Annotated in this window: 12 protein-coding genes; all 12 read right to left on the reverse strand. The window is 55.6% G+C overall.

The window, feature by feature from the left end; all coding sequences use genetic code 11:
- Positions 1 to 104: 104 nt before the first annotated feature.
- Positions 105 to 1550: a glycosyltransferase family 4 protein gene (locus KGL31_13180; protein ID MDE2322842.1), complete on the reverse strand. Its 1446-nt coding sequence runs from the start codon at positions 1548 to 1550 to the stop codon at positions 105 to 107.
- A gap of 4 nt (positions 1551 to 1554) precedes the next feature.
- Complete coding sequence (locus KGL31_13185; protein MDE2322843.1) at positions 1555 to 2925, reverse strand: glycosyltransferase family 2 protein; 1371 nt, start codon at positions 2923 to 2925, stop codon at positions 1555 to 1557.
- A gap of 8 nt (positions 2926 to 2933) precedes the next feature.
- Positions 2934 to 4382 (reverse strand): methyltransferase domain-containing protein, encoded by a 1449-nt coding sequence (locus tag KGL31_13190; GenBank protein ID MDE2322844.1) that lies wholly within the window; start codon positions 4380 to 4382, stop codon positions 2934 to 2936.
- Between the two features lie 42 nt (positions 4383 to 4424).
- On the reverse strand, positions 4425 to 5768 hold the full coding sequence (locus tag KGL31_13195; protein ID MDE2322845.1) for an ABC transporter ATP-binding protein: 1344 nt from the start codon (positions 5766 to 5768) through the stop codon (positions 4425 to 4427).
- A gap of 15 nt (positions 5769 to 5783) precedes the next feature.
- The gene (locus KGL31_13200; GenBank protein MDE2322846.1) at positions 5784 to 6578 is read right to left on the reverse strand and encodes an ABC transporter permease; all 795 of its coding nucleotides are present in this window, start codon (positions 6576 to 6578) and stop codon (positions 5784 to 5786) included.
- Positions 6579 to 6582: 4 nt separating this feature from the next.
- Positions 6583 to 8895, reverse strand: coding sequence for a S8 family serine peptidase (locus tag KGL31_13205; protein ID MDE2322847.1), 2313 nt, complete (start codon positions 8893 to 8895; stop codon positions 6583 to 6585).
- A 4-nt stretch (positions 8896 to 8899) separates the two neighbouring features.
- Complete coding sequence (locus KGL31_13210; GenBank protein MDE2322848.1) at positions 8900 to 9235, reverse strand: hypothetical protein; 336 nt, start codon at positions 9233 to 9235, stop codon at positions 8900 to 8902.
- A 6-nt stretch (positions 9236 to 9241) separates the two neighbouring features.
- Positions 9242 to 9628 (reverse strand): hypothetical protein, encoded by a 387-nt coding sequence (locus tag KGL31_13215; GenBank protein ID MDE2322849.1) that lies wholly within the window; start codon positions 9626 to 9628, stop codon positions 9242 to 9244.
- Positions 9629 to 9714: 86 nt separating this feature from the next.
- Positions 9715 to 10197 (reverse strand): hypothetical protein, encoded by a 483-nt coding sequence (locus KGL31_13220; protein MDE2322850.1) that lies wholly within the window; start codon positions 10195 to 10197, stop codon positions 9715 to 9717.
- Between the two features lie 197 nt (positions 10198 to 10394).
- On the reverse strand, positions 10395 to 10691 hold the full coding sequence (locus KGL31_13225) for a hypothetical protein (GenBank protein ID MDE2322851.1): 297 nt from the start codon (positions 10689 to 10691) through the stop codon (positions 10395 to 10397).
- Positions 10692 to 10709: 18 nt separating this feature from the next.
- Complete coding sequence (locus tag KGL31_13230) at positions 10710 to 11285, reverse strand: SurA N-terminal domain-containing protein (GenBank protein ID MDE2322852.1); 576 nt, start codon at positions 11283 to 11285, stop codon at positions 10710 to 10712.
- A gap of 53 nt (positions 11286 to 11338) precedes the next feature.
- The coding region (locus tag KGL31_13235; GenBank protein MDE2322853.1) for a hypothetical protein at positions 11339 to 12649 on the reverse strand (1311 nt) is incomplete at its 5' end.

Below are 12649 nucleotides of genomic sequence, written 5' to 3' on the forward strand. Positions count from 1 at the left end.
TCTCCCCAAAGGGGAGAGGAGATTTTTTGGGCTCGTGCCCCATCCGTCGAAGCATCATCAACAACAATCAGCTCCTTGCGAAGATCCAACGTAGCCGCCCCGACTTACTGGATGATCTGCGCGGTGGGAGGAAGTAAAACGGCTGTAGTGCTTCCAAGGCCACTGCCGCTAGAGAAGGATTTTTGCACAGAACCACGCACCCCGCGGTGGATGCAATCCGACCGGGACATCTCAGCCTGAGCGTTCGAAGCCGGCCAAGAACCGCCCACAATCTGGCCGTAGAGGTCATAGACATTCCTGCCGACCACATCCCATGTATGGTGCTCTACTACTTTCTTATAGCCTGCCTCTCCTAACCTCTTGGCCAACGCAGGGTTCGAAATCAACCACGCGCTTCTTTCAGCTATCTCCTCGGCACTCGCGCACAGATACCCATCCTCTCCATCCTCGATGACGGAGGCGACTGACTTACAAAAGGCGTTCCCAATTACCGGCTTCTTCCTCATCCAGGCCTCCAGAAACACCATGCCAAAGCTTTCGTATTCTGACGGCAGCAGGAAGACGTCACAGGCATCATAGGCGTTGAGTAGATCGCCCCGAGGAACTTTCCCGAGATAGAGGACGTTAGACGAAAGGATCGGCTTTCTGTCCACATCGTTCCCGACCATGACCAGTTTGACCCGCTCGTCGTCGATGAGATCGATAGCCTCGATGGCTAGGTCGTAGCGCTTGGAAGGTTCCTTCCGACCCACGAACAGGATTATCTTCTTTCCCACCAAACCGTACTTCGCTCGAAAGCACTCCCCAGAGATTCCAGGATCTGTAAAAACCTTATCGTCTACTCCAGGCCCAACTTGGATCGGCTTAGAACCTGGAAAGAGCCGTCTGAAGAGTTCAGCGCTATAAGGAGTCTGGGCTAGGATCGCATCCGCCTTGGAAAAGCACCGGTAATAGGCCCTAAAATGATGGTAAATGTCATCGGGATGGAATAAGGCTAGAATCACAACAGGCTTCTTGAACACCCTGGCGATATGGGTTATCTGCCAGATCATGGCGAAGGGCATGAAGCCCACGAGGAGGACATCGTAGCGTTTGATGGATCGTATGATACGGGCAAGGAGGGGGAAGGAAAAAGGACCACGCCCCAAGAGGCTCAGCCAGTCATAGATGAAGGGACGAGTGACAGCTCGTTGAAAGTAGTAATCTATCAAATTCTTCGAGCCCTTGATCATGATCCCATACCGCCCTTCCTCTCGCTGCCACCGCCTAAACATCAGTCGAGAGATGACATGGCCCATCGCTGCCGGAATCGAGAAGGTAGCAGGAAAACGGTAGATATCGATGTCGTCCGCCTTCTCGAACCCCTCGTCATACTCATTAACCCATTTGAGCGAAAACGCAGAGGTCGGTTCAGCCTTCTTTGACCGGGTCGTCAGTACATCTACCTCAACCCCTACCTCGACCAATTTCTTCGAGAGCATGTACTCGTGGTACTCAGCTCCATGGATTAGATCAGGACCAAAGAAGGGAAAGATGTGCAACGCCCTCATAGGCTTACCAAAAGATGACGGAGGAAACCGCTATCCCCACCGTCCTCCGAAAAGGATCCACAAAACCTCTTTCGGTTACCAGGATCAGCTCGTAAAACCCTCCCTCCAGGTTCAAAGAGCAAACCCGCTCCTCCCACGATGAGGAGGCAGTGAAGGAAACCTCTAACTCTGGCTCGATCTCTCCCAACCGTCGGAGGACGACCTTGACCTCCTGCTGTGCCCATGGAGTGCGAAGCATAATGGAAAAAGACCGAATGGGAGACGTGAAGTGGAAGAAGGCCGAGGCCTGGGGCTCTATCCACCGGTAGCTGATCAGGCCGTCTCTTTCCAAGTCGTACCAGCCGAAATTCAACTGCCAGAGGTCAGTAGTACCATCACTGATCAATCGGCTTCCCGCTCGCCTTAGATCAGGTTGAAAGGCGAGATTATTAGGAACAGGCGGTGGGAAAAAGCGCCAAGAAGGATGAATTAAATGCCAGAAGGAGCCCCTTTTAAACGTAAATCTCAAACGCCATTTCAGAGCAGAAGGAAGGTGGAAAAGGTTCCATGCCCAAGCTTTGACTGGGATGCTCCAACGGAATTTGAGATGATGCAGAAAGTGACAGAATTCTCGAAGAAACCAATAAGGTAGCTGGCTCAGGGGATAATACTTAAGGACTGTTCGGATCCTTGCCTTTTCGCAGAGGTAGATCTTATCCGGAAGGAACTGGTCAGAATGGCCTATATCATGATCCACCCAGGCGTTTGGCGAGACGACTACCCGGAACCCCAGCTTCCAGATCCTGATCCCTAGCTCTGTGTCCTCGTACCATTTGATGGGAAGAGGGTCGAGCGGTCCGCATTGATCCATCACGCTTCTCCGGATCACCATTCCAATTGCCATAGAGTAGAGGACCTCATAAGGGAACTGGGCAAACTCATATGGGGCATTAAAAAAGAAGTCCCCCCCGTAGCCCTGTAAGTTTATCGTCCCTCCTGCTCCATTCAGGATGATCTTCTTTTTGTTGAAAAATACCGTGGAAGCAACTGCTCCTATCCCCTCATCCGATTCAAGCGTCCGGACGGCTTCCTCGAGCCAGTTTTTATCAGCATATCCATCATTATCCATATAGGCAATGATGTCTCCCTTGGCATGGAGGAAGCCAAGGTTGCGGCCTCTTGGCACCCCTAGGTTCCTTTTGCTACTGACCACGGAGACTTTCCCAGTACTCAGGTACTCCTCAAGGATGACAAGGCTTCCGTCCGAGGAGCCGTTGTCGACCACAATAATCTCGAAGTTGGAATACGTCTGCTTCAATAGATGATCGAGGCATTTTCTGATGATCTTCTCACCGTTGAGGTTCAGGATGATGATGCTAACAGTCTTCGACTCCACATCAGCCCCTATTTCTTCCCAATCACCGCATAATCGGAGCTACCATAAAGCAGCTTGTTGAGATACTCGGTCGCGTCATTGAACCGGCATAGCGCTTCATGGGGATAGTCTCGAATCTCAAGCGGAGGAATCGTCAGAGGGCCTGCCGGGGCAACGAGGAATCGCGATACAGTCTCATCAAATCCAACCGACTCGAAGAGGAACTTCAGCATCTCGGGATGGATCAAGCGGATGTGGGTAAGATCCATCCAGAACCATTTGAAGTGGACAAACAGGGATTCAGGGTTAAGGGTCTCCAGAACCAGAATACCCCCGGGCTTCAGCTTCCGGTGGCATAACTTTACCAAATGGATGATCTGACCTGACTCCAGGTGCTCGATCACCTGGGCGGCGAAGATGCCCCCGAGGGATTCATCAGCCAGGGATTCAAGGTGCGAAAAGGCATCCATCCTAATTACGTCCAAACCCTTGTCCTGGCAGTGGAGCGCCATATCCAGATCAAGATCCACCCCTTTGGCTTTGATCCCAGCCTCCTGTAGAAGCTCCAAGAACTCTCCTCGCCCGCAGCCGATATCCAGCACGTCCCCTTTACCCAGGAAATACTCGATATAATTCCGCTGGCGCTCCTTTACGTCGGCCTCACTCCCTCGGAATCGGTCCTCAAAGGCGAAGTAGTCAAAATCGGGCTCGAGAGATAGGTCGGGCACTTTCTTCGCTTCGACTTGAGCCGTGGGTCCTTCCGCTATGCGAGAGGACATCAAGCCCTTCCCTACTGCCTGGTCATCCGTCAACAGATAGAGGATCCGTCGAAGCTTTCGCTCCGCGCCGGAGACTCGCTTCCGCACCACATCAAAGGCCTGAGCATGCCCTGTTGGGACTTCGTTCTGCAACCGCCGAATCTCCTGCGAGAGTATCCCCGGGACCTCTTCCCGAAGCTGCGCCTGCAGTTCCGCGATAGCTTGCAGTTCCTTCGCCTGCTGCTCCGCGATAGCTTGCAGTTCCTTCGCCTGCTGCTCGCTTAGCTCCTGGCGAAGCTGCACGTGCTGTCGGATGGTCTCAATCTCCTCCTCCAGATGCGCGGCAATCCTGGCGTTAGCCGCATTGTAGGCGACCTGCCGCGTAAAAATTGGGTTGAGGAGCTTCTGAAGGATTTTTTTTACGATGACGATAAAGGATCCCAGGAATTTCCGGTGAGAAGTGAAGTGTACGCGATAGACATCGTAGCCGGAGCGAAGGGCGGCAAGATCGGCCGCCATCTGGCCATCGGTCTGTAGGGGCGGGGTCCCATTCCCTGTTCCGTAGGGGCGGGGTCCCATTCCCTGTTCCGTAGGGGCGGGGTTTATCCCTGCCTGTTGAGCGGAAGGGCAAAAGCCCTCCTCTCCGGTTCGCTTCCTCCGGATATTCTCTCGAATCCGGTCCATGACCTGTTCTACGTCGATCTCTTGCAACTCGTCCATTTTATCTTCCTTCCAACTTGCCGCTCGTTGCAGGGGAGGGCGTCAAGCCCTCCCCTGCAACCCAGGCCGGATGGCCCACCGATGCGGGACCCGGAAGACCCCCACGTCCTGCACCTCCGAACTGACCGAGAACGGACACAAACGGCTGTGGTAATCGTAGGGAGCGCCGTCCTCGCGATGGACAGCCACATCCAGGCAATACCGCCCTGCGATCAAGTTGAGCGATTTCAGATAGACCTCTACCACACCTTCTCGACCAAGAGGGGGAATGGATATCTTCTCAGTTTGCGTGTTAGTCCCATAACACCACAGCCCATCCTCCCTGATGATGGCGAACCCAAAGACCGTCTCCTCCACCGCGTGATGCACCTGGTAGCGAATTTGCACCGTGGCGCCTTCGCCGCTCTGGTACAGGGACCGCTCCTGACCATGCTGGTCAAGAAGCCGAACGGAGACGATCTCGATCTCCCCGCTCCCCCACCGCCGCCCACCTCCCCTTTCCTCGCTCTCCCTCTCGTCAGAAACCCCCTCTTTTGTACTGGGAGGTTGGGGAGATGTGATGGTAAGGGCTGGGGGAGCATCCTCGGAAATTTCGATCTCCTCTTCGAGCACCTGATCCGACACCCCGGCACCTGCCTCTCGGTCAGCAACGGCCTGAAGGTACAGTCCGATCACCTGCTCCGGCGTCCCCCGCACACGCACCGCCCCTTCATCTAACCAGACCACCTCATCGCACCACCGCTCCGCCGCAGAAAGATCGTGGCTGACAAGGATGATGGTCTTTCCTTTCCGCTGAAATTCGACGATCTTCTCGGCGCACTTCTTCTGAAAGATCTCATCCCCCACCGCCAGGACCTCATCGATCAGGAGGATGTCGGGGTCCGTATGGACGGCAACGGCAAAACCCAGGCGCATGTACATCCCGGAGGAATAGGTCCTCACCGGCTCGTCGATAAAAGGTTCCAGTTCAGCGAAGTGGACGATCTCCGGAAATCGCCTCTTCACCTCCTTTTTGGTAAGACCGAGGACGATCCCATTGATAAGGACATTCTCTCTCCCGGTGAACTCCGGGTGAAAGCCGGCCCCCAGCTCGAGGAGCGCGGAGACCTTACCATTCACTTCGACCCTCCCGCTATCCGGTTGGAGAATTCTCGCCAATAGTTTCAACAGCGTACTCTTACCGGAGCCGTTGCACCCGATGATACCCAAGGTCTGACCCTGTTCGACGGCCAATGTGACGCCTCTCAGGGCCTGAAAGCTTGACTCTCGCTTGGGTTGGCTCTGACCTGCGAAAAAGTTCACGAGAGAGGTTTTCAAGGTGGTGTGGGAGACCACCGTCCGCATCCGGAACTGCTTCGAAACGTTTTCGACCTCGATGGCTCTCACACTCTACACCTCTTCCTACACCTCTTCGGCAAAAGAGCCTTTGAAACGGTCAAAGACCCGAATCCCGATCAGGTACACCATGGCCGCCACAAGGCCGGTCCCCCCCAGGGCCCTCCAGTGGGGAAGTCTATTATAAAACAGACCATCCTGGTAGGCAATGAGGGGGGAAGCCATCGGGTTAAGGATGAGGGTGAAACGGAACTGCTCCGGAATCTGAGAAGCCGGGTAAAGAACAGGGGAGAGAAAGAACCAGAGCATAAGGAGATTAGAAAGAAGCTGGGAGAGATCCCGGTACCGGGGTGTCAGGGCCGAGACGATTAAGACGAGGCCCATCGTCAGAAGAAGCTGGATCACCATGACAGGGAAAAGAGCCAGGGATGCCCATCCGATTTTGACCCTAAACACGAAGAAGAGAAGGAAGAGAAGCGGAAGACTCAGGAGAAAGTTCACGGTATTGGCCAGGACAGTGACCGTCGGGAGGATCTGGAGAGGAAAGAAGACCTTCTTGATCAGGCCTCCCCCTTCGACGATGGAGGTTGCCCCCATCAGGAGGGACGAGGCGAACCAGCTCCATGGCAGTAACCCTGTCAGAAGAAAGGGTGTGTAGTTCTCCATCCCGTTCCGCATGTACACGGAAAAGACCAGCCCATAGGTCGCCATCAGGAGTAAGGGGTTGAGGAATGTCCAGAGAAAGCCCAGGACAGATCCCCGGTAGCGAACCTTCAGATCCCGAACCACCAGGCTCTGGATCAGAACGCGGTAGGCATGCAGCTCTCTGAGGTGGGCAATAACGATTTTTCTTCCAGGCAAGGGCTCACTGCGAGAGCAGCGTCACAGACACTGCAGCCAGGTTGGTGATCCAATGTTGGCGGTCCATGGGATCGGTTCCAGGATCGACGCCAAGGGCGAAGAAGGTATACGTGCCGAGAGGAAAACTATCCGGGATCTGCACCGAGAGGACCTGGCCGCCAACGTCCACGACCTTTGCGGAGGAGACGACTGGAGTTGGGGTCGCGCTAAAGGTCTGCAAGCCCGGTCCGGCGAAGAAGATAGTGCCATCGGGCACCTGGACCCCGAACCAGAAGTCGATAACTTTTGGATCACGGCCGGCTTGAATCGCCACAGCAACTGCTAAGGTCTCGCCGGGGGTAAAACGAGGCTGGTTGGTTGAAAGCACGATTCGTGGTGTCGCCGGCTTGACAGCAGAGGCGGCGTCAAGCTTGCCGAACCCCCATTTTGCATTCGGGACTCGCCCTGTGAAGAAATCGGTCCGGCTCGAAGAGGTCAGGATCCCACGAGCCAGATCGGCGTCGAGGCGCGGGTTCTTTTGGAAGAGGAGCGCCACCGCCCCGGCCACATGGGGGGCAGAGAAACTTGTCCCCTGACCGATGGCGTGAAGGCCGTCGTGGAGAACAAAGCGCTGGTCAGGAAAGATACTGGTGTCCCCGGGGGCGCCTGGATCAGTATCCTCCGAAAGGGCGGAGCCGATAACACGCCCGGGGGCCGTCAGCTCCGGCTTGATCCGTCCATCTCGGCTGGGCCCGGGACTTGAGAAGAAGGCCAAGTCTCCAATAGAGCTATTGGTGATCAGAGACCACGTCCTCCCGAGGGTGTCTGTCCACTGGTTCTTCGTCACATGGGCACCGACGGTGACGGCGTGGCGCGCTGTTCCCGGGATACCAACCACGCTCGTCAGATCCACGTGATCACTGAAGGTCGCATCGCCATCAATCCAGCCATCAAAGCGGCCGCTCACCACAGCCTGTCCAGAGATGGTGATCGTGAAAAAGGGCGCCCTGCTTGTCACGAACAGTAACTCCTTGCTCCCGTTCACCGGATTGAGCACCACCTGATCGCTGATATCCTCAGGGGCGAGACCACCTCCCTCGATCACCGCAGTGAACGTGTCGCGACCATCGAACCAGAAGTCGAAGATGGAAGCCGCCGATTCAAACTGAGAGACTTTGATGGTCACACTCTGATTAGGGGCGCCTGCCGGACCAAAAGAGCCTTTGGCATGGATCGGATTACCCCCATCGTTTCCAGCCGCGACGGCGACAGCCTTTCCAGGCTTTCCAGGACCAACAAGGCTGTCGATGGCCAACTCGTCCAGATCTGTCCCATCGTGAGCTCCCACCTGGGTACCCAGGCTCAGATTGATGACATAGGGGCGTCCCATCTCCGCCGCCTTCTGGTCGATGAACTGGAAGGCCTGCACCAGGTCGACATCGGCGTCCAGGAACTCACATGTGGGGCCGAAGACCCGGACGGCCACAATGTCCGCCTCCGGGGCCATTCCAATGAAGGTCGCCGCGGAAAATGCCGATTGACTTACCCCGCCATTTCCGGCGGCCACACCAGTGACATGGGTGCCGTGGCCGCATTCATCGCGCACACTGACCTTGCCACGCCCTTTAAGGGCCGCATTGATCTGGCTCTCTGTGTACACGGTCCCCGCGCCTCCCAAGGGTGGCGGAGAACCAATCGTTCCTTGCGATTCCTCAAAGCTCCGATCAGAGGGGTCCCAGAGGAATTTGATTCGCGTTGAACCGTCCCGGCGCCGGAAATCCGGATGACGCCAATCGAGTCCGGAATCGATGATCCCGACGACAACTCCCTTCCCTGTTATGCCGCTGAAGGTTCCAAACAACCCGCGGCTCCTGAGCTGATTCGCCCGGGTGTCCGGGACGCTGCGATCCAGGACAGGTCGATATCGCGTCGCCCCTTCGACATACACAACGTCCGGCAAGCCGGCGAGGGACTCCAGCCGATCAAGGGGAACAGCGGTAGAAACGACATGTCCGATGTGACCCTTAATGGCAAACCCAGCCTCCTCCAGTTGCGCCGTTCCTCCTTCCCGCATCAGAACGAGGGCACGCACAGCCGCCCGAGGCTTTCCTGGATCAAGGCCGAAGTGCCTGGCGAGAGCCTGAAGCCCTGGACCATGAGGAATCGAGGCCTCCCGTCGAATCAACTCGAGCCCCGCCCCTATCGTCCCACCCCAAGCCTGAATCGGGAAGGAACCACCCAAAACAATCAGGAGCATGCCGAGGCAAACAGCGTAAAGGTACCGCTCATTCGTAGTCGGTTGTCCTGGCATCCCAATGACCCGTCCAGTATCACGCACACGATCACCTGGCAGGGCCGAACTCTACGGGAGGCGGCGTGATCCGGAATAGCTCGGGAAGGTCGATGAGAACGACCTCGTTGATTGCGGTTATGGCGGGGATATTAGAAGCCTGAATGCGCCCGCTGACAACGCTGCCGACTATGCCTTGAACCGTCAGTCCCTTTTCCTGCAGCTTCTCCTGAAGGGAAGGCGTGAGGTTTCCCTGGATCAGGATCACGACATTCACGCTTTCGTCCAGCCGGTGCTGGGTCGTGAGCGCCTGAAGCAAAAGGATCAAACCGGACCCGATCTTTGCCGGCTTCAGCGCTATCCACTCAGCGGTCACGGATCCACCCATCACCATTCACTTCCCCTTCTTCTCCGTAGCCTGCTCTTGCAATGCCCGGCCGTGCTGGATCAGGATCTCTCCCATCTTTACCATCAGCTCACCTTCGAGAACCAAGGCACGCCCTGCCGCCTCGGGATCGGCCCAGAAGCCTGCTCGCATCTCCGGACCCAAGAGTTGAAACATCGGATATGCCGCGTCACCGGATTGAGGAGCGCCCTGGCCTTTGGATTTCTGGGCAAGGAGACTCAATAGCGGCCCATAAGCCCCAGCCCCACCTATCCCCTCCAGCATCTTGGGCTTGCCGCCAACCTCGCTCCCCGGTTGAGGCTGCTGCTGGGCCGAAGTGAGATCTGCCGCAGCCAGGACAGCCACAAGAGCCGATACGAACAAAACTCTTTTCATCACGCTCCCCTCCCCGTCCGCATATGCAAAGATCAGAGGGGCCCAGAGTACGGGCCCCTCTCCAAAAGCCGACCTCCCGGAAGACACTACGGAGTAGTGAAAAAGAACGGTGCCTGTATATTGAAGGCGCCAGTGTCCGGGTTGAAAGTGATAAGCTCTGCAAAAAACAAGACATTGTTATTCGGCGCGCGATGCGCGATTACCTGACACCCCGGGCTTGGGCACGGCACAGAGAGGCCGACTCCAGGGGCAGGTGGCGTGACAAATACGCTTCCTAGTGCAGGTAGTAGCACTTGGACGCTGCCTCCAATCGACCCGCCTGAGAAGAAGATCGAATCGACGGTGACAGTTAAGTTGTTTATAGTGGTCAAATTCGAAATAGCCAGCACCCACTGAAATCCGGAAAACCCGTTGAGAGCAATCGGGAAATACTCATATGTGTTATTTGGCGGGAAATCTGCTGGAGTGACGTCTTGAGGTAACATCGGATAATTTGCTGCTAAGGCAGAGTTACAGGGAACCCACAAGAGCGCGGCAAGCAGCACTGCGGTCGTAAACCCCTTTTTCATGGCCCCCTCCTCCATTTATGAGGTTGTTTGAAGTACATGCCTTCCCCTCGTCCCTCTAAGAACCATTCCCATCGCACCGGCATAAGCGTCTCCTCGATACCACCTCCCTTCGATAGCTCACTTGCCCCACCCATTTGAGCCAGCATAGCATCATCAGTAGCCTCTGATTGACGCCATGTCAACAAAAAAAGTCGCCTTTACCTCGCGGGCGCAGGAAGCTTCGGAACCTCCTGAAGCATCCTCAGACCCCCCTCGGTCCTTGCGCCGGCAGCAAGCGATTCTTTGACCGCCCGAAGGGCCTTCAGATTTCCCTGTACTTCGTCGATGTTCTTCTGCATCTGCTCAATAAGGGAACCAAGTTGAGTGATTTTTGCAGTGAGCGGGCTTACGAGGCCTTGGGCATGAACGGGCGCGATCGACAGCCGCCCCAGCACGAATCCCCCCAGGAATACAGCAATAATGAACCCGGCAAGCGTTGTTTTTGAGAAAGGCATGACCGTACCTCCCGGCTGCTAAGGGTTGACCGTGGAACGCTGAGGTACCTCTACCTCCTTCAGGAGTTGCTCATCAATGATCACTTTCTCCCGCTTCCATAATTCCGTTTTCGTCTTTTGTATAAGATCGCCCATGCTATTTTGTAGAAGTTTCGCCTTGATCTGTCCCTCCACTTCTTTCAACCCCTTTCCCTGAAACTCGCCTTGGTGGCCCTCAAAGAACGCCATAACCTCCTTATCGCCGATGGAAACCCCTTGGGCCCGAGACTTCATATACTCCTGCGCCAGGATGTTCGTCCGAGCCTGATTAAGCTTGACCTTCACTGGCGGCGCCTGATCCAGGCCCATTCGGACCGCTTCCCTGGCGAAAAGCCGCTGGTTGATCAGGCCTTCCAGGAGCTTGCGCTTCCTTGCCTCAGCATCACCCTGAGCGCGGAAGGCCGACAGTGCGGGAAGCATCTCCTGAAACTCCTGGAGTGTGATTTTCTCCTCTCCCACTCTTGCTAAAATCTTTTCATCCGCCGCCGCGAATGCTCCGGCTCGCCAGAAGATCAGGAAGGCACCGACTGCTACCACCATACGTTGTTGTCTCATCAGCTCCGCTCCCAAGTACAAGTAAAATACGCTATTACATATAATATATTATATCATTTTTTGAGGGTTTTAGTCAAGGGAAATCTTTCTAAATCCAATAAGGTCAATTCCGTGATCGCAATCCCCAGATCGCGCGGATCAGAGGAAAGGTTGAGGGCTCGAGGGGAAAAGGTCCGATTCATCCTTACCTCCAACTCCCCCCAAGAGGATACGCCCAAAAGCTCCTGAGGGATGAGGTATGTCCTGGTGAATTCCCCCGCGTCCACGACCTCTCCCAGTTCGCGCCCGTTCAAGCTGACAGTGGCTTTTCCACCTGACTGAGAAGGAAGAATCCCCCCTATTTTCAAGGCGGCCGGTTTGAACGGATTGCGAAAAACCGAGAGGGCGGCGATCTTGCTCCACCTCCGCTTCCCCTCCTCTAACCCATGCCAGCCATTAACGGTAAAGAAGCCGGAGCCTGGGATTACCTCCTCCCGAAATTGGCCGAATATCCCCTGGGTTGCCAATACGTTCTTTAGCCTTCCCTCCCTGCTCACCAACTCCAACCAACCGGGAATGAGGATACTCCTTTCCCCCTCATTGGTTAACGTCATCTCCATCGGGAGCCGAGTAATTGGGCGATCAATAACAAGAAGATCCTGAGGAGGGGAGATTCTCTCCTGTGTGTCTGAAGAGCTGATCGAAATCGTCGAGCCTGTCGGGACGAATGCGCCCAGGCGTAGAGTGGTTGATTGGTCTGACCGGCCACCTCCCAACAAGAAAGGCCGTCCATCATTAATACTGAGGACACCGCCTTGAAGGAAGCGCAACTTGAGCGCTTGGCCTGTCCCCAAGAGGCGGGCCGTGTGCGCGAAGTCGAAGTGTACCATAATCCTCGGATCCTTCCGGAGCAGCTTGTATCCACTGTTCTCGTAAACCGTCTCTGCGGCCCACGCTTCGCCTGAGGGTGTCCTCTTGTTGACCAAGACTAGATCAGCGTCAATAGACTCTCGATAGAACGACCAATCCCGCCAGAGATAGTAAGGACTGTAATGAGCGAGAGAAAGGTTGGAGTCCTGTAAAAAGTAGGTAATCCAAAGTAGCTCTGTGCCCTCTGCATCTCGAACGTGGATCGTCTCGTCCTCCCCGATCAGGTCCGTAATCTTTCGTAATTCGATCAGAGGGCGGAGATCGGGGATGGTCTCTGCCACCCTTCTAGATAAAGTAATCATGCCCATGAGGTTTACAGTCAGAAGGAGGGCGACAAAGGTCCAGACAACAGCAACCAACCCCTTTCGCCTTACACCCCCCGTCGACAACTCCTTTGCGCCGTGGGCCAAGCCCAACAAGGCCGGAAAGACTGCGAAGGTCAAGGCCTTGAAAAA

Source organism: Candidatus Methylomirabilota bacterium, from assembly GCA_028870115.1.
GTDB lineage: Bacteria > Methylomirabilota > Methylomirabilia > Methylomirabilales > Methylomirabilaceae > Methylomirabilis.

Excerpts from the sequence above, each read along its gene's own strand:
- KGL31_13220 (MDE2322850.1), bottom strand. The coding sequence starts at position 10,197 with ATGAAAAAGGGGTTTACGACCGCAGTGCTGCTTGCCGCGCTCTTGTGG.
- KGL31_13180 (MDE2322842.1), bottom strand. The coding sequence starts at position 1,550 with ATGAGGGCGTTGCACATCTTTCCCTTCTTTGGTCCTGATCTAATCCAT.
- KGL31_13215 (MDE2322849.1), bottom strand. The coding sequence starts at position 9,628 with ATGAAAAGAGTTTTGTTCGTATCGGCTCTTGTGGCTGTCCTGGCTGCG.
- KGL31_13210 (MDE2322848.1), bottom strand. The coding sequence starts at position 9,235 with ATGGGTGGATCCGTGACCGCTGAGTGGATAGCGCTGAAGCCGGCAAAG.
- KGL31_13230 (MDE2322852.1), bottom strand. The coding sequence starts at position 11,285 with ATGAGACAACAACGTATGGTGGTAGCAGTCGGTGCCTTCCTGATCTTC.
- KGL31_13225 (MDE2322851.1), bottom strand. The coding sequence starts at position 10,691 with ATGCCTTTCTCAAAAACAACGCTTGCCGGGTTCATTATTGCTGTATTC.
- KGL31_13190 (MDE2322844.1), bottom strand. The coding sequence starts at position 4,382 with ATGGACGAGTTGCAAGAGATCGACGTAGAACAGGTCATGGACCGGATT.